The organism is Stenotrophomonas sp. 96582_Sma, from assembly GCF_056480905.1.
In genome coordinates, this window is the sequence record NZ_CM151122.1 from 370,660 (window position 1) to 387,660 (window position 17,001).

General features: G+C 66.0%; 12 protein-coding genes and 1 pseudogene. 6 read left to right on the forward strand and 7 right to left on the reverse strand.

The features are described 5' to 3' along the window. Positions 1-11: 11 nt before the first annotated feature. Both ACZK2R_RS01675 and ACZK2R_RS01680 read left to right on the forward strand, forming a co-directional pair. Positions 12-2,186 carry a glycoside hydrolase family 3 N-terminal domain-containing protein gene (locus tag ACZK2R_RS01675; protein ID WP_180838567.1) on the forward strand — a complete coding sequence of 725 codons (2,175 nt, stop codon included), beginning with the start codon at positions 12-14 and terminating at the stop codon, positions 2,184-2,186. Positions 2,187-2,315: 129 nt separating this feature from the next. Continuing rightward, positions 2,316-2,861, forward strand: a complete 546-nt coding sequence (locus ACZK2R_RS01680) for a hypothetical protein (RefSeq protein WP_180838568.1) — start codon at positions 2,316-2,318, stop codon at positions 2,859-2,861. A 70-nt stretch (positions 2,862-2,931) separates the two neighbouring features. Here the strand turns inward: ACZK2R_RS01680 and ACZK2R_RS01685 are convergent, their stop codons facing one another. After that, entirely contained in the window at positions 2,932-4,098 is a 1,167-nt protein-coding gene (locus tag ACZK2R_RS01685) for a PQQ-dependent sugar dehydrogenase (RefSeq protein WP_478487725.1), read from the reverse strand. A gap of 168 nt (positions 4,099-4,266) precedes the next feature. Here ACZK2R_RS01685 and yiaA point away from each other — a divergent pair, with 168 nt between their 5' ends. Next, positions 4,267-4,719, forward strand: coding sequence for an inner membrane protein YiaA (gene yiaA, locus ACZK2R_RS01690; RefSeq protein ID WP_180838570.1), 453 nt, complete (start codon positions 4,267-4,269; stop codon positions 4,717-4,719). Positions 4,720-4,771: 52 nt separating this feature from the next. On the opposite strand, the gene ACZK2R_RS01695 is transcribed toward yiaA, so the two are convergent. Then, on the reverse strand, positions 4,772-5,101 hold the full coding sequence (locus ACZK2R_RS01695; protein ID WP_032130379.1) for a hypothetical protein: 330 nt from the start codon (positions 5,099-5,101) through the stop codon (positions 4,772-4,774). Positions 5,102-5,461: 360 nt separating this feature from the next. On the opposite strand from ACZK2R_RS01695, the gene ACZK2R_RS01700 reads away from it, so the two are divergent. After that, positions 5,462-6,424 (forward strand): IS110 family transposase, encoded by a 963-nt coding sequence (locus tag ACZK2R_RS01700; RefSeq protein WP_132809226.1) that lies wholly within the window; start codon positions 5,462-5,464, stop codon positions 6,422-6,424. Between the two features lie 22 nt (positions 6,425-6,446). Here ACZK2R_RS01700 and ACZK2R_RS01705 read toward each other — a convergent pair whose 3' ends face one another. From ACZK2R_RS01705 to ACZK2R_RS01725, 5 genes are all read right to left on the reverse strand, one after another. Continuing rightward, positions 6,447-7,742 (reverse strand): APC family permease, encoded by a 1,296-nt coding sequence (locus ACZK2R_RS01705; RefSeq protein ID WP_032130380.1) that lies wholly within the window; start codon positions 7,740-7,742, stop codon positions 6,447-6,449. Further along, entirely contained in the window at positions 7,739-8,500 is a 762-nt protein-coding gene (locus ACZK2R_RS01710) for a L,D-transpeptidase family protein (RefSeq protein WP_180838748.1), read from the reverse strand. Before ACZK2R_RS01710 ends, ACZK2R_RS01705 begins: the two co-directional genes overlap by 4 nt. Positions 8,501-8,515: 15 nt before the next feature. Beyond that, positions 8,516-9,364 carry a MurR/RpiR family transcriptional regulator gene (locus ACZK2R_RS01715; protein ID WP_180838749.1) on the reverse strand — a complete coding sequence of 283 codons (849 nt, stop codon included), beginning with the start codon at positions 9,362-9,364 and terminating at the stop codon, positions 8,516-8,518. A 394-nt stretch (positions 9,365-9,758) separates the two neighbouring features. Further along, positions 9,759-10,853, reverse strand: coding sequence for a dipeptide epimerase (locus tag ACZK2R_RS01720; protein WP_180838750.1), 1,095 nt, complete (start codon positions 10,851-10,853; stop codon positions 9,759-9,761). Then, positions 10,854-12,290: a C40 family peptidase gene (locus tag ACZK2R_RS01725; RefSeq protein ID WP_180838751.1), complete on the reverse strand. Its 1,437-nt coding sequence runs from the start codon at positions 12,288-12,290 to the stop codon at positions 10,854-10,856. It lies immediately after the preceding gene. Between the two features lie 132 nt (positions 12,291-12,422). Here ACZK2R_RS01725 and ACZK2R_RS01730 point away from each other — a divergent pair, with 132 nt between their 5' ends. Continuing rightward, complete coding sequence (locus ACZK2R_RS01730; protein WP_180838752.1) at positions 12,423-13,913, forward strand: transglutaminase-like domain-containing protein; 1,491 nt, start codon at positions 12,423-12,425, stop codon at positions 13,911-13,913. A 51-nt stretch (positions 13,914-13,964) separates the two neighbouring features. Further along, a pseudogene (locus ACZK2R_RS01735) lies at positions 13,965-16,966 on the forward strand (TonB-dependent receptor). Positions 16,967-17,001: the final 35 nt, after the last annotated feature.

Genomic DNA, 17,001 nt, shown 5'->3' on the forward strand with positions numbered 1-17,001 from the left:
AAGGACTGCCGGTGGCCTCCGATCGCATCGAATCCCTCATTGCCCAGATGACCGTCGAGGAAAAGGTCGGCCAGCTGGGTGTCTTCGCGGACATGGTCCGCCCGTTCGCCCCGGACGTGAACCCGGAAGCCAACGTGCGCAATGCCGACCAGGTGCTGCAGCAGGTGCGCGAGGGCAAGGTCGGTTCCCTGTTCAACGGCGTGGGCGCCGAGCTGGGCCGCCGCATCCAGCAGGTCGCCACCGAAGAGAGCCGCCTGGGCATCCCGGTGATCCTGGCTGCCGACGTCATCCACGGCATGCGTACCGTGTTCCCGATCCCGCTGGGCGAGGCCGCCAGCTTCGAACCGGAGCTGGCCGAGCGCACCGCCCGTGCCACCGCCGTCGAGGCCACCGCTGCCGGCCTGCACTGGACCTATGCGCCGGCGGTGGACATCGCCCGCGACCAGCGCTGGGGCCGTGGTGCCGAAGGTGCCGGTGAGGACGTGGTGCTGGGCTGTGCATTCGCCGCCGCCCGCGTGCGCGGCTTCCAGGGCAGCGACCTGCGCGCTGCCGATTCGCTGCTGGCCACGCCGAAGCACTTCGCCGCCTATGGCGCGGTGATGGCGGGCATGGAATACAACATGGTGGACATCTCGCCGCAGACCCTGCGCGACGTGCACCTGCCGCCGTTCAAGGCTGCGTTCGACGCCGGCGCGATCACCGTGATGTCCTCGTTCAACGACATCAACGGCGTGCCGGCCAGTGCCAACGCCGAACTGCTGACCGACATCCTGCGCGGTGAGTGGAAGTTCCCGGGCGTGGTGATCTCCGATTACACCGCCGACATGGAACTGGTCGCGCACGGTTATGCCGCCGACGACCGCGATGCCACCGCCAAGGCGTTCACCGCCGGCCTCGACCTGAGCATGCAGAGCGGCTTCTACGCCGAGCACCTGCCGGGCCTGGTCGAGAGCGGCGAGGTGCCGATGGCGGTGCTGGATGAAGGCGTGCGCCGCATCCTGTGGCTGAAGGAAACCATCGGCCTGTTCGACGACCCGTACCGTTCGCTGGATCCGGCGCGCGAAGCCGATACTTCGCACATTGCCGCACATGACGCGCTGTCGCGCGATGCGGCGCGTCGTTCGATCGTGCTGCTGAACAACCGCGACAACGTGCTGCCGTTGCAGAAGACCGGGCAGAAGATCGCACTGATCGGCCCGTTCGTGCAGGACCGCGAGAACATCGAAGGCTGCTGGACGCTGTTTGGCGACAAGCAGCGCTACGTGGACCTGGAAACCGGCGTGCGCGCCGCCATCGGCGATGAAGCGCTGCTGGAAATCGTGCCGGGCTGCGAACTGGAAGTGGCCATTCCCGGTGGCACCGAAGCGGCCGTGGCCGCTGCGCTGCGCGCCGACGTGGTGGTGCTGGCGCTGGGCGAGCCGCAGCGTTACAGCGGCGAAGCGCAGTCGCGCGTCGAGATCACCCTGCCGCCGGCACAGCAGGCGCTGGCCGAAGCGGTGGCGATGACCGGCAAGCCGCTGGTGGTGCTGCTGCGCAATGGTCGCGCGCTGGCCCTGCAGGGCGCCGTGCGTAATGCGCAGGCGGTGGCGGTGACCTGGTACCTGGGCACGCAGACCGGCCATGCCGTGGCTGATGTGCTGTTCGGCGATTACAGCCCGTCGGGCCGCCTGCCGGTCAGCTTCCCGCAGGTGTCCGGCCAGCAGCCGTACTTCTACAATCACCCGCGCACCGGCCGCCCGGAACTGCCGACCATGTCGGAGTTCAAGGCCCGCTGGCGCGAGATTCCGAACGAGCCGCTGTACCCGTTCGGGCATGGCATCGGCTACACCACCTTCGCCTACGGTGCGCCGCAGCTGAGTGCGGCGCAGCTTGGCTGGGACGACAGCCTGACCATCACCACCACGCTGACCAACAGCGGCGACGTGGCCGGCGAGGAAGTGGTGCAGCTGTACATCCACGACCGCGTGGCCAGCCGCGTGCGTCCGGTGCGCGAACTGAAGGACTTCCGCAAGGTGGCGCTGCAGCCGGGCGAGTCGACCGAAGTGGTGTTCACCCTGACCCGCGAGCAGTTGGCGTTCACCGGCCGCGACGGCGTGCTGCGTGCTGAGCCGGGCCAGTTCGATGTGTGGGTGTGCGCGTCTTCGGCCGCCGGTGAGGCGGTGCAGTTCGAGCTGCTGAAGGCCTGATCGAGAAAAAGGGGACGGAGGGGATTAAGTCGTTTGTGCCACTAACGACTTAATCCCCTCCGTCCCCTTTTTGTTGTCCTCACCGCGGCGGCGCTACCATCGGGCTCCCTGTTTCGATGGAGTGCGCGCATGCGCCGGATGGCTTGTCTGATTCCCGCCCTGGTGCTGGCCGCCTGCTCGCAGCCGGCGGCACCGCCGGCCGAGCCTGCGGCGGATGCACCGCCGCCGATGGAGGCCAGTGTTGCGGCGACGCCTGCGGCTGAACCGGCGAAGGCTGCTGCCGAGCCGGCCGGCGCCGCACCGACGGATGCGCCCGCGGAAGACGCGCGTGCACGCATTGAGACGCTGCTCGGCGACGCCGCGCAGTACGAGAAGGTGTTCAATGCGTTCAAGACCGCGGTGGTCGGCGGTGATCGCGCTGCGGTGGTGGAGGAAGTGCGCTTCCCGCTGAATATCGCTAACGGAAGGAAGATCACCGGCCCCGGTGAGTTCCAGCGCAACTACGAGAAGATCATCACCCCGGCGGTGGTCAAGGCGGTGTCCGAACAGGACTTCGGCAAGGTCTTCGTCAACCACCAGGGCGTGATGATCGGTGATGGCCAGGTGTGGTTGAACGGGCAGTGCCTGGACCAGGCTTGCACGAAGACCGAGGTGAAGGTCATCACCATTCAATGAACGCAGACGGCCCCGCGTGCGGGGCCGTTGCGGGAAAACGTGCCGGCCAGCGGCCGGCACTACCATCCTGTCAGGTTTTCGGGGTGAGCTTCAGCAGGCGCGCCTTGTTGCCGTCTTCCAGCAGCCACAGTGCGCCATCCGGCCCCTGTTCCACTTCGCGGATGCGTTCGCCCATGTTGAAGCGTTCGGCTTCGCGCGCGCTGTCACCATCGAATGCCACGCGCACCAGCGAGGTGGAGGACAGGCCACCGATGAAGCCGCTGCCCTTCCACTGCGGGAACAGGTTCCCGCTGTAGATCACGAAGCCGGCCGGCGAGATGACTGGCGTCCAGGTCACCTTCGGGGCGGCGAACTCCGGGCGGGTATCGTGGTCGGGAATCGGGCGGCCGTCGTAGTGGTTGCCGTTGGAGACGATCGGGTAGCCGTAGTTGGCGCCGCGCACGATCAGGTTCAGCTCGTCGCCGCCGGCCGGGCCCATCTCGTGCGCCCACAGCTTGCCGTTGGCATCGAAGGCCATGCCGAGGATGTTGCGGTGGCCCAGCGACCACACCTGCGCGGCCACGCCGCCCTGCGAGGCGAACGGGTTGTCGGCCGGTAGGCTGCCATCGTCGTTGAGGCGGATGATCTTGCCGAGGTTGCTGCCCATGTCCTGCGCCGGATCGAACTTCTGGCGCTCGCTGGAACTGATCCACAGCTTGCCGTCCGGGCCGAAGACGAGGCGGTGGCCGTAGTGGCCCTCGCCACTGACCTTGGGCGTCTGTCGCCAGATCACCTTCAGGTCCTTCAGCTCACCGCCACCCTTGGCATCCAGCGCCAGCGTGGCGCGTGCGACGGCAGCGCCACGGGTGTCCAGCGTGCCTTCCTCGGCATAGCTGAGATAGATCACGTGGTTGCTTGCGAACTGCGGGTGCAGGATCACATCGCCGAAACCACCCTGGCCACCGTAGGCGACCTTCGGAACGCCGGTGATCTCGTGTTTTTGGCCGCTGGCCAGGTCCAGATGCTGCAGCTTGCCGCGCTTTTCGGTGACCAGCAGGCTGCCATCGGGCAGGAAGGTCATCGCCCAGGGCTGATCGAAGCGGCTGACTTCGGTGGCGGTGAACGGGCGTTGATCGGCGGCGGTGGATGCCGTGGCCGTGGCTTGGGAGCCGCTGGCGGCCGGGTCGGCGGCGTTGCAGGCGGAGGTGGCGAGGATCGGCACCAGGCCGAGGGTGAGCAGCAGGGGTATGCGGGTCATGGGTATCTCCAGGACGGGGATGCGGATGGCCGGGCTGTCCCTTGTATACCACTTGCACGGTCATCGTCGTGGCCCGAAGGTCCCGCGCCCCCTGTGCGGCGGCAGCGGGATCGTCTAGGGTGGGCACGCCCGGGCAAAGCGTGCCCGCCTGCCTGCCAAGGATCTGCAATGAGCACAGCCATGCCCCACAAGCCGTCCACTGCCTTCATCGCCGCCTCCTGGGTGGCCCTGCTGCTGGGTGCGGCGGCCTACCTGATCGGCCTGTTCAACGCCACGATGGCGCTCAACGAGAAGGGCTACTACCTGACCCTGCTGCTGTTTGGCCTGTTCGCGGCGGTGTCGCTGCAGAAGAGCGTGCGTGACCGCGTCGAGGGCATTCCGGTCAGTGGCCTGTACTACGCGCTGTGCTGGTTCGCGCTGCTGTCGGCGCTGATGCTGCTGCTGGTCGGCCTATGGAATGCCACCCTGGCGCCGAGCGAGAAGGGCTTCTACGGCATGGCCTTCGCGCTGTCGCTGTTCGGTGCGGTGGCGGTGCAGAAGAACACCCGCGACCTGATCGCCGCCGGTGGCGGTGAAAGCAAGCGCAGCACGGCCGTGCCGCCGCTGCCGGAACAGGAGTGATGCAGCAACGGTAGCGCCGGGCCATGCCCGGCGTTGCCGCATATCGGGTCCGTCAGGGGCCGCGTGCCAGGCGCGGTTCCACCTGCTGCGCTTCCTCCCAGCCACGGCGCACGGCACTGCGTGCCTGCGCCCAGTCCAGGCGGCTGCGGCCGCGTTCGCTGGCCCAGCGTGATTCCAGCTCGCGTTCCACTTCCTCGTAGGCGCGGATCATGTCCTGCGCACGTGCGGCGTGGCCGATGCGGTAGGCCGGCTCATAGTCCTCGAAGAACAGCTGGTCGTCGTAGTACGGCTCGGCCGTGTAGCGTTCGCGCCAGTAGTTACTGACCGCATCGCGCGGTGTGCTGTCGTCCGGTACGCGGCCGGGAATCTGGTACTCGGTCATGGAAGGGCTCCGTTGTGGACGAAACCTGATCGTGCCTGCGAGGCGGTTAACGGCCCGGTCCGGCAGCGTGAAGGGCGAGTCTGTAGAGTCGAACCATGCTCGACTCATGCACCCCAAATCCCAGTCGAGCATGGCTTGTATGTTCCTCCCGGCTCCTACGCGGTATGTAGGAGCCAGGGTGGAGGGACCGTCAAGCATGCATCTGCGGATACTAGCCGACAGACGAGTCGAGCGATCCCCATCCCGCACACGAACGTCGATAAAGGATCGTACGGCCCCCAAAGGGGATCGTCGATGTAGGCAAGCTAACGTCGGTGCGGTACCACCCCAGCCCCTTAAAGATAGCTGGGAGCCGTACAAATGTCTGATTCTCTCGATATTGGCGTGGACGTGGACTCCAAGGAGTTCGTACCGGCAGTGGCCGACCGCAAGGCCGGCGACAGGATCGCCAACACCCGGGCCGGCATAGCCCAGTGGCTCAACACCTTGCCCCAGCGATGCCGGATTGGCATGGAGGCGACGGGGCGGTACTACGAGTTGTTGGCTCGGATGGCTGGCCAGGCAGGCCACGTTGTCTATGTGATCAATCCACGTCTGATCAAGCACTACGGCCGGGCGACGGGCTCGCGTGGCAAGACGGACGCCATGGACGCCGAAGCGATCGCCCGGTACGTGAAGAAGGAGAACGATCGCCTGCGTGAATACGTACCGCGTACCGATGAGCAGCAGCAGATGCACGATTTGCTGCGCAAGCGGCAGACGCTGGTAAAGACACGCGCGCGGCTGGAGCAATCCTTCGGGGTAAGCAAAAGTGCCCCCGGGGAGCTGTCAGATCTGTTCTGCGCTCTGGCTGGGACGCTGTCCGAGCTGGAAAGCGAACTGCAGCGCTTGGGTCGCGATGGAGAGCATGGCACGCTCTACAAGCGCCTGTTGACCATCCCTGGTATCGGCCCCGCCGTCGCCGCTCACCTGATTTACTACATGACGCGCTGGCCGTTGGCCAACGCCAACGCGTGGATCGCCTGCACGGGCCTGGATCCCCGGCCCAACGAGTCTGGCGGCAGAACGGGACGGCGTCGGCTGTCCAAACAGGGCGCGCCAGTGCTGCGCCAGATGCTCTACATGGCCGCAATGGGGCTCAAGCGGTGTCGCCAGGGGCAACCGCTCTACGACGAGCTGTCAAAACGCGGTCACCCCAGCACCGCCGTCTTCAACATCCTGGCCAGAAAGCTGGCCAGGATCGCCTGGGGTGTCTTCAAAAGCGGCCGGGACTTCGATCCGGCCATGCTGAAGGTGGGTCAAGCCTGCTTCCAGCAGGCTTGACCACGAACATAGGATCTCGACTCTACAGTTCGGGCTTTCGCGGCAGCTTGTAGATCACCGCGCCGATGGCGAAGGCGACCAGCGCGGCGGCGATGTTCTGCCAGCTCGCACTGGCGAACAGGGCAACACATAGCAGCAGCGCCAATACCGGAATCAGTGGGCCGCCCGGCAGCTTCAACGCACCAGGGCGATCGGCATAGCGCTTGGCCAGTACCAGCACTGCCGCGGCGGTACCGATGTAGGCGAACAGGCGCGTGGTCATCGACAGCAGCGCCAGCTGCACGAACGAACCCGACAGCGCCAGGCCGAGTGCGATCAGGCCCTGGCACAGGATCGATGCGGCCGGCGTATGGAAGCGCGGATGCACCTGCGCCAGGATCTTCGGCCCGTAGCCATCGCGCGCCAGCGCGAACAGGAAGCGCGGGCCCATCATCATCGTGTTGCTGTTGGTGCCGAGGATGGAAATGGTCGCGCCCACGGTCAGGATCAGCGCCAGTGCCTCACCACCGAAGCCTGCGGCGGCGTCGGCCAGCGGCGTGGCCGAACTGGACAGCCCGGCCAGCGTGCCCTGCGCCACCACCTGCACCGCTCCATAGATGACGGTGACGGTGATGATCATGGTGATCAGCGCGAACGGAATATCGCGGCGCGGATTGCGGTACTCGCCCGCAGCTGCCGGGATGTTCTCGAAGCCGGCGTAGGCGTACAGCAGCAGCAAGGCGGCTTCGCCCATGCGCTGCAGGTCATGCGGGTCCGGGCGCTGGCCGGAGAAGGCCAGCTGCGGATCGATGTAGAACGCACCGATGGCCACGAACAGCAGCAGCGGCAGCATTTTGCCGATCACCAGCACCACGCCGGTGCGCGCGGCCGAGCGCACGCCAATGATGTTGACGCCAGTGAGGAAGCCCAGCGACACCACGATCACCGCGATGCGGCCCATGCCGGCGCCGGCCCACGGCCAGAAGCGCGCGACCGCATCGGCCAGTGCATTGCTCAATGCGGCCGCCGAGCTGATGCGGGTCAACCAGATCATCCAGCCGATCTCGAACCCGGCGAATCGCCCGAACGCCTCACGGGCATACAGGTAGCTGCCACCGGGTTCATCGAAGTAGCTGGCGGCCTGCGCGTAGCAGAGCACCAGCAGGGCAACGACGATGCCGGCGGCGACCACGCCCCACAGGCTGAAGGGGCCGAGCAGGGCGACGGTGGCGGCCGGCAGCAGGTAGATGCCGCTGCCGATCACATCGTTGATCGACAGGCCGACGATCTGCCAGCGGCTGACCGCGCGCTGCAGCTGCGGTTCGTCCTGCGCGCTCAACGGGCGTCTCCGCTCAGTGCGGGCAGCTGCCACTGGGCCTGCAGGCGCTTGTACTCGGCGCGCGGCAGCAGCACGAAGCGCGGCATATCCTGCGGCCGCAGCCAGTCAAGCAGGGCCTGCATGCGTGGCTGCGGCATGGCGGTGCAGCCAGCCGTGGCCTCGCCGGGCGCGCGCCACAGGTGGGCGAAGATGCAGCTGCCCTTGCCGGGCTGGTTGTCCGGGTTGTGGGCGATGACGAAGCCTTCCCGGTAGCGCACGTCGCCCTTGTTGTGCAGGTCCAGCCGCATCGGCTCGGTGGAGCCCTTGACCGCTGCACTGCCGACCTTCTTTTCATCCACGATGCGGTTGTAGAACGGAGAGCCGGGCACATCCATGCAGTAGCTGCTCTCCAGCATCGGCTGGTAGGGCATGGCCGTGCCGGGGCGTGTAACGGCGTAGCCGAAGGCGCTGACGAGCGCGAATACGCCGGCCGGGCTGCGGCCATCGCCTTCCTGCTTCTGTGGGCCATCGCCCTGCGCCGGATGCAGGCCCAGGCCCCACGCGCTGCCGGTACGGCCGAGCGCCACCGGGAACGCCTGCCCATGCGCATGCCAGCCGTTGCCATCGCGCACATAGGCCTGCAGTTGCCCCTCGGTGCTGTCCCAGCTTTCGCTGGTGACCACGATCAGCTGGCGCGCGCCATCCAGCGGCGCGGCGTGGGTGGACATCGCTGCAGCAAGCAGCACGGCAGTGGTGGCAAGGCGGACCAGCGATTTCATCAACGTGCGCTCCGGTCAGGAATCCAGCAGGTGGTCGATCCGCTCCAGGTTCACCGCCAGTTGCTGCTTGCGGTCCGGATTGGCGTGGCAGAGCAGCACGAACAGGAAATCGAGCAGCGCGTGCATGGCGCTACGGTACAGCAGCTGCGCGACCTGCGGCGTGCGGTCGTGCGCACACACCACCAGCGTTGCATCGGCATGCGCGCGCAGCGGGTTGGCGGTGTGGCGGGTGATGGAAATCACCTTGCCACCCATGTCCTGGAACTGCCGCGACAGCTGCGAGAGCTGGGGCAGGTTGCCGAACTCGGAGAACATCAACAGCGCGTCACCGGGGCGCGCGGCCGACAGGTTGGCCAGCATCAGGATCGGGTCGGTATGCGGCACCACCAGCAGGCCGAGCAGCGACAATCGCATGGCGAACTCACGCGCGTACAGGCCGTCGTCACCCAGGCCGTACACGAACAGCTTCGGCGCGCCGTCGAGCAGCTGCACGATGCGCTCGATTTCCCCGCGCGGGTTGGCCTGGCGGGTTTCCTCTTCGGCTTGTGCCTTGCTGCGGCGCAGGGCCTCGCCCAGGCGCAGGTAGTCATCGCCGCTGTCGGGTTCGCTGGGCGCCTGCTGCGGGTCGGCACCGGCGCGAGCCACATCCTGGCCGATCGAGTACTTCAGGTCCGGGTAGCCCTTGAAGCCGAGCTTCTGGCTGAACTTCACCACGCTGGACTGGCTGATGCCCAGAGCGCTGGCCAGCTGCTGGGACGAGTAGTCGCGCAGCAGGTGGGCGTTGTCGAGAATGAAGTCGGCGATGCGACGCTCGATGGCCGACATCTGCCCGCGCTCGGAACGGATCTTCAGCAGGGGCGGCATGCGGGGAGTCCGTGCATGTGTAGGCGCGTTGCGGTTGGCAGCGTAGAGCGTGTCATGGAATGGGCCGGGCGGGTGCCAGACGCGAGGGGGGTACGGGGTAGAGCAGAAGCAGGAGCATCCACGCATGGCGTGAATCTACGGGGTGCAGTTGTTGAGTCCGCCTTCAAGTGAGCCGAGCACCGCAGGTCCGGCGAGGGCGAAGAGGCGCGGGTGTCTGAGCGCAGCGAGTTCCGCGCCGTCCCTTGACGGACCGAGGAGCGCAGGGCACCGACGTGCGCAGCACGTCGGCTCGCGGCTGGCGGAGCGTTTCTTTTGGTTACTTTTCTTTCCGCAGAAGGAAAAGTAACGCGCGACCCAACGTCAGTGGCACGCAGCGTCAGCCGAAAGGCCGAAATCAATCCAGCATCTCCAGCCCACGCACTTCGGTGATGCCCAGCCCCGGTACGTCGCTGATGCTGATCTCCGATTCATTGAAATGCACGCCGCCACTGACCGGGTCGAACTGGCCCAGCGAGGGGCCGTCGAGGTCGACCTTGGTGATCACATCGCTCTTGGCCACCGCCAGGTGCACGGCCGCAGCCACGCTGATGCTGGATTCGATCATGCAGCCGATCATGCAGGGCACGCCGTAGATGCCGGCGATGTCGGCAATGCGGATCGCGTTGGACAGGCCGCCGGTCTTCATCAGCTTGATGTTGATGATGTCGGCCGCGCGCTGCTGGATCAGGTCCATCACCTGGCTCGGGCTGAACACGCTTTCGTCGGCCATCACCGGCGTGTTGACGCGGTCGGTCACGTACTTCAGGCCACTGATGTCGGCCGCCTTTACCGGCTGCTCCAGCAGCTCCAGTACCACGCCGGCTTCCTCCAGCGTGCGCATCGCATGCACGGCCTGCTTGGCGGTCCAGCCCTGGTTGGCATCCAGCCGCAGCAGTGCGCGGCCTTCCACAGCGGCGTGGATCGCCTTGACCCGTTCGATGTCCAGACCGATGTCCTTGCCGACCTTGATCTTCAGCGACTCGAAGCCGCGCTCGATCGCCGATAGCGAATCGGCCACCATCTTGTCGATGTAGTCCACGCTGATGGTGATGTCGGTGGTGATCACTGGGTCGCCGCCGCCCAGCATCTGGTACAGCGGCGCGCCATGCAGCTGTGCCCACAAGTCGTACAGCGCGATCTCCACCGCCGCCTTGGCGCTGGTGTTGCGCTCCATCGCGGTCTGCACCAGACCGCACAGGCGATTGAGGTTGGCCACGTCCTGGCCGATCAGGCGCGGCGCGATGAAGTGACGGATCGCTTCGATGATCGAGCCGTGGGTATCACCGGTGATCACCGCGGTGGCCGGCGCTTCGCCGTAGCCGGTGTGGCCGGTGTCGGTGCGGACCAGCACCACCACATCTTCCACGGTTTCCACCGTGCGCAGGGCGGTCTTGAACGGTGTTTTCAGCGGCACGCGCAGCATGCCCAGTTCGATGGCAGTGATCTTCATTCAGGGGGTCTTGGCACGCAGGCGTTGGATGTTGGTGATGCGGTCGATGTAGCGGACGCTGTCGCTGGCCATCATCGGCTCCAGCGGGGTGACCGAAACACCATTGAGATGGGCCTGCACGCGCTTGCCGTCGGCACCGAACCAGCTGCCGCCCGCCGTATCGTGGATCACCCAGGTGCGGCCGTCGACGTGGCCGATGGCCATCATCACGTGGCCGGGGATGTAGACCAGATCGCCCACCTGCAGATCGGTGACGGCGCGGTCGCGCACGTCCTTGCCGTCCTTGCCGGTGAACGGTACGCGGTCCAGCGCCGGGCTGACCGCCTGCGCGCTGGTATTGCGCGGTAGGAGCACGCCGAAGCTGCGGTAGATCTCGGAAACGAAACCGCTGCAGTCGCGGGTGTCGTAGTCGTGGCCCCAACCGTAGCGCTCGCCGAGGAACTTGAAGGCCTGCTGCAGCAGCAGGCGTGGGGTCAGCGGCAGGTAGTCGGCGGCGGTGTCCTGCGAGCGCGGCAGCAGCGCCGGTACCAGTTTCAACCGGCCATCGGCCTCGCGTACCGGCAGCTGAACCACCCACGCGGCGTGCGCCTGCTGGCCGTTCACCGGCTCTGACGCCGGCCAGTCGGCCAGCACCGGCAGGCGCACGCCCATGTCCAGCTGCAGGCGCGAGACGCGCGGTTCTTCCGGGGTGTAGGCAGTCTGCGCGGTGGCGCCGGTGATGATCCGGTACGGTCCCTTCGCGCCGTAGCCGAGCACCGTGGCCTTGTCGCCGCTGGCGATGGCATCGGCCTCGATCCACGCGCTGTAGCGCTCGCTGTGCACGAACAACCAGCGGCCGTCGGCACTGCGATGGACCACCGCGACCTTGTCGCCGGGGAACAGCGCCGATTCCTGGAAGCGATCGATGTCGGTGTCACCGACGCTGCTGAAGACGCGCTCGCGGGTGGGGAAAGTACGCAGTGCAGCGCGCTTCACCACCAGCCCGTATTGCGGTGTCGTCTGCGCGGGAATGGACTGCAGGCCCAGATTGGCTTCGGTCGCGCTGCGCAGTGCCGGCGCAACGGCCTGGCCCTTGTCGTTGTACAGAGTGCGGGTGGGCCAGCTCGACAGCGAGGTGATGCTGGCGCGCACCGCCGCCGCATCAAGCTGCGCGGGTAGTGCGGCGATGTCCTGGATGTGGCTGTCCTGTGACCGCATCCGTGCGTTCTGTGCCTCGATCTGGCTGCGGTCCAGGATCGGCACATCGGCGTTGTCCAGGCGCGCGGCCCAGTACTGGGGGGTGAGGTAGGCCTCGTGCAGGCCGATCACATAGGGCAGCGGCGCGCCGGGATCAGGCCTCGGGGAAGCGAGTGCGAAGGCCGGTGCGGCCAGCAGGCACAGGGCCAGGGTCAAGCGGCGCGGCCAATGCCGATGCCGTTCGCGGGAAGCCAGGATCATGCGCTGCACACCCTCCTCGAATGCCTGTTGGAATATTTATTCCTTTCGGCGTCGAAAGCAAGAATAAATTATTGACCGGTCTCCCGGCCCGTGTTACACAGCCGTTACCACCCGCGCTGGGGAAGTGTCGCTGTGGATCCTGCCGTTCGCAAACCACGTCTGCCTGCCACTGCCGGCCTGTGTGCCGCGCTGCTGCTGTGGGCGTGGTCGGCGGGAGCGGAGCCGCCACCCTCGGCCATCCAGTTTGCGCGGGTCGTGCAGATGATCGACGCGGGACGGTTCTTTGAAGCTCACAGCGAATTGAACACCTGGTCGGCCGCCGACGCGGCGGAGCCTGGCGTCAGTTTCGACGACATCGCGTTCCAGGAAGAACGCATGCGCCGCATCCGCCTGGATTTTTCCCTCGACGAAACCGCCGCCAAGTCTGCCGTGCGCCGCTGGATTCCGGACCTGACCGACGAGGAATTCGCGCGCTGGGATCAGCTTGGCCTGATTGAGCATCTCGACATCGATGGCACGCGCTGGTATTTCAAGCGCGCACCGTCGAACCTGTTCCTGCTCAGCGATGAGGCACGCGCACGCCGCCGCGCGGATGCACCGATGCCGGCGCCGGGCCCGAACGAGGTGCTCAACGCGCACCACGCGCGCGTGCTTGCCGCAGCGGAACAAAGTGGCCGGGCGTCGGTACTGCCGCAGCGCATTGAATTCACCCAGTCGCTCACGGTGAAAGCCGATGCGGTGCCGGCCGGCGAGACCGTACGCGCCTGGATTCCCTACCCGCGCGAAATTCCTGGCCAACAGGAACGCGTGCAGTGGCTGGGCAGCACCCCCAGTAGGGCGCGCGTGGCACCGGCCAGCACTCAGCAGCGCACCGCCTATCTGGAAGCCAAGGCGGTGGCGGGGCAGCCGACGCGCTTCGAGGTCCGCTACGCGGTCACGATCCTGGCCCGGCATACCGCGATCGATCCGGCCAAGGTGCAGCCGACACCGTCCGATCCGGCGCTGAAACCCTATCTGGCCGAGCAGCTGCCGCATGTGCGCTTCACGCCGGCGCTGAAGCTGTTTTCCGACCAGGTGCTGCAGGGGGAAACCCGCCCGTATGAAGTAGTGCGCAGGCTGTACGCCGCGGTCGACCGCATCCCGTGGGCGGGCGCCCGCGAATACTCCACTCTCAGCAACCTCAGCGATCATGCCCTGCGTGCCGGACATGCCGACTGCGGCCAGCAGACGCTGTTGCTGATCGCGCTGCTGCGCATGAACGGCATTCCCGCGCGTTGGCAGTCGGGCATGGTGTTCTCCGACGATGGCAGCGGCTACAACAACCTGCATGACTGGGGGCAGGTCTACCTGGCGCCGTATGGATGGCTGCCGATGGACGTGACCACCGGCGCACTGGCCAGCGACGTGCCGGCCCTGCGCGATTTCTATATGGGTGGCCTCGACGGCTACCGCATCGCCTTCAACGACGATTTCGGCCAGGCCCTGGTGCCGGTCAAGCAGCACTTCCGCTCGGAAACGGTCGACTCGCAGCGCGGCGAGGCCGAGTGGGCTGGCGGCAACCTGTACTTCGACCAATGGAACTACGACTTCCAGTGGCGGGTACTGCCAGCCGGGCAACGCTAGCGCGACACATCGCACTCCACACCATTCAATTCTTGCAGGAGAGAGCAGGGGATGAAGGCTTACAGCATCAAGCGGGCGGCGTTGTGCGTCGCCCTTGGGGCGTGTCTGGGCATGATCGCGCCCAGCGCATTCGCACAGGATGGTTCGGTGGTTGGCCGGTTGGTCACCGATTCGGGCCAGCGCCTGGACGCCGCCACGGTGACCGTGCGCAATCCGGCCACCGGTTTCTCGCGTTCGGTGAAGGCCGACGCCAACGGCAGCTACCGCATTCCACAGTTGCCGGTAGGCACCTACACCCTGGAGGTGGCGGTGGCTGGCGGCGCGCCTGCGCAGGTGGGCGAGGTGACGGTGTCGCTTGGCAACGCCACCACGGTCAATGTGCCCGTCTCTGGCATCAGCACGCTGGGTGCCGTGCAGGTGCGCGCGCCACAGGTCATCTCGATGGTCGACGTGACATCCACCGATTCGTCCATGAACCTCAGCCGCCAGGACATCGAGCGGCTGCCGGTCGACCAGGACCTGAAATCAGTGGCGATGCTGGCCCCGGGCGTGGTCTCGGGCAAAGGCTCGCTGGGTGCGCAGGGCATCTCCTTCGGTGGTTCGTCGGTGGCCGAGAACGCGGTCTACATCGATGGCCTGAACGTGACCGATTTCTACAACCGCGTCGGCTTCTCATCGGCACCGTTCGCGTTCTTCCAGGAATTCCAGGTGAAGACCGGTGGCTACTCGGTGGAGTTCGGCCGTACCACCGGCGGCGTGATCAACGCTGCGACGCGCTCGGGCAGCAACGATTTCCACGCAGGCGTCGAGTACACCTTCGAGCCGCGTGCCTGGCAGTCCTGCAAGAACGATCACTACACCGCTGACGGCACGCCGTACATCATCGGCAGCCAGGACAAGCACACCACCAACCGGCTCAACGTGTGGGGTTCGGGTGCACTGGTACAGGACCGCCTGTTCTTCTTCGGCATGTACGAGATCCGCGACAACCGCGCCCAGTACACCAACAACGATGGCAACGTCTTCAACCAGGGCAGCACCAACGACCCGTTCTGGGGCGGCAAGCTGGACTGGCAGATCAACGACAACCACCGCCTGTCGCTGATGGGATTCTCGGACAAGGACAACTGGGCCTACGACGTCTACGGCTTCGACCTGGCCAAGGGCGAGCCCACTGCCAAGACCAACGAGATCTACACCACCAATGGCGGCAAGAACTGGGCCGCGTCCTACAACGGCCAACTCACCGAAGGCCTGTCGGTGCGTGCGATGTACGGCAAGAACCAGCGCTATGCCTCGCAGCGCAGCATGACCGACCTGGAATGCAATCGTGTGGTGGCCGAGAGCGGACTGGCTCCGGCAGGCGTACCGCTGGGCTGCACCACCAACTCCACCGTGCAGTCGCGCGTGGATGACCGCGAGCAGGCGCGCCTGGATTTCGAGTGGCAGCTGGGCGCCCATCTGCTGCGCTTCGGTGTGGATCACGAGAAGAACGTGTCCACCTATGACCGCTATTATCCGGGCCCCGGTGCGTTCTACTACAACGTCTACAAGACCACTCCGGGTTCGATCCTGGAGAACGGCGGCGTGGTACCAGCGGGCACTACCGCCTACGTGCGCGCGCGGCGCAATGAAGTAGGGGGGAGTTCGAGAGCACCAATTCGGCGTACTACCTGGAAGACAACTGGTCGGTCACCGACAACCTGCTGCTGAACCTCGGCATCCGCATGGAGACCTTCGACAACAAGGATGCCGAAGGTCGCAGCTACATCAAGATGGACAACATGTGGGCGCCGCGTGCCGGCTTCGCCTGGGACATCAAGGGCGATGGCGCGATGAAGCTGTTCGGCAACATCGGCCGCTACTACCTGCCGGTGGCCAACGTGATCAACATCAAACAGGCCGGTGGGCTGCTTGATGAGCGCACCTATTACGCTTTCAACGGCTGGGACATCCGTGAGATCAATGGCAGCCGCTATGCCGTGCCGCGCACCGGTGCGCAGATCGGGCCGGTGGACAACTCGCAGGGGGATGGCACCGTGGGTGACCTGCGCTCGGAAGTGGACCGTGACATGGATCCGGTCTACCAGGATGAACTGATCCTGGGCTTCCAGCAGATGCTCAACGAGCGTTGGTCCTATGGGGTGCGTGGCATCTACCGCAAGCTGCACAACGCCATCGATGACATGCACATCACGGCCAGCGCGCAGTGCGGCAATGCCGAAGTGGGCTGGGTGATGGCCAACCCGGGCAGGAAGGTCACCGTGTGGGGGGATACCAACTGCGACGGGACCTCCGATGGCTGGCTGACCGTGGACACCAGCAAGGAAGGTTTTGCCCAGTACGATGACCAGGGCAACTACATCGGCCAGATCGGCTGGGACAAGCCGCGTCGCGACTACAAGGCACTGGAACTGCAGCTGGACCGTGGCTGGGACGGCACGTGGGCGATGAATGCCTCGTACACGCTGGCTTACGGGCGCGGCAACGCCGAAGGCCCGGTCAACTCCGATACCGACTTTGCCGATACCGGCCGCACCGAGAACTTCGATGATCCGTGGGTCAACCGAGGGGGCTACGGCTACCTGGCCAATGATCGTCGCCATCAGTTGAAGCTGCGCGGCAGCTACGCGATCACCGAGAACCTGCTGGTCGGCGCCACGCTTGATGCCCGTTCCGGCGGTCCGATCACGGGGTTTGGCGTGGGTAACCCCAGCGGCAACACCAAGCCCTTCCACAGCTACTACATCTGCGTGCAGAACTGCACCTCCAGTGTTCCTTCCGAGCGCGTCTACGAGCATTCCCCGCGCGGAGGCTACGGGCGCATGCCGTGGACCTACGAACTGGGTGCGAACATCACCTGGAACAAGCAGTTCGGCGAGGCCGACCTGAAGGTGAAGCTGTCCATCTACAACCTGACCAACCAGCAGAAGAAGATGTCGGTGGACCAGGAGAAGGAGAACGCCATTGGGCACATCAGCGACACCTTCCTGTGGCCGACCAGCTTCCAGTCACCGCGCTATGCACAGCTGACCGTAAGCCTGAGCTACTGAGGCACCCTCCCGCGCCATCCCGATGGGTGGCGCGG

What these genes read in the sequence shown, in the direction of transcription:
- ACZK2R_RS01680 (WP_180838568.1), top strand. Translation starts at nt 2,316, where the DNA reads ATGCGCCGGATGGCTTGTCTGATTCCCGCCCTGGTGCTGGCCGCCTGC.
- ACZK2R_RS01685 (WP_478487725.1), bottom strand. Translation starts at nt 4,098, where the DNA reads ATGACCCGCATACCCCTGCTGCTCACCCTCGGCCTGGTGCCGATCCTC.
- yiaA (WP_180838570.1), top strand. Translation starts at nt 4,267, where the DNA reads ATGAGCACAGCCATGCCCCACAAGCCGTCCACTGCCTTCATCGCCGCC.
- ACZK2R_RS01695 (WP_032130379.1), bottom strand. Translation starts at nt 5,101, where the DNA reads ATGACCGAGTACCAGATTCCCGGCCGCGTACCGGACGACAGCACACCG.
- ACZK2R_RS01700 (WP_132809226.1), top strand. Translation starts at nt 5,462, where the DNA reads ATGTCTGATTCTCTCGATATTGGCGTGGACGTGGACTCCAAGGAGTTC.
- ACZK2R_RS01710 (WP_180838748.1), bottom strand. Translation starts at nt 8,500, where the DNA reads ATGAAATCGCTGGTCCGCCTTGCCACCACTGCCGTGCTGCTTGCTGCA.
- ACZK2R_RS01715 (WP_180838749.1), bottom strand. Translation starts at nt 9,364, where the DNA reads ATGCCGCCCCTGCTGAAGATCCGTTCCGAGCGCGGGCAGATGTCGGCC.
- ACZK2R_RS01720 (WP_180838750.1), bottom strand. Translation starts at nt 10,853, where the DNA reads ATGAAGATCACTGCCATCGAACTGGGCATGCTGCGCGTGCCGCTGAAA.
- ACZK2R_RS01725 (WP_180838751.1), bottom strand. Translation starts at nt 12,290, where the DNA reads ATGATCCTGGCTTCCCGCGAACGGCATCGGCATTGGCCGCGCCGCTTG.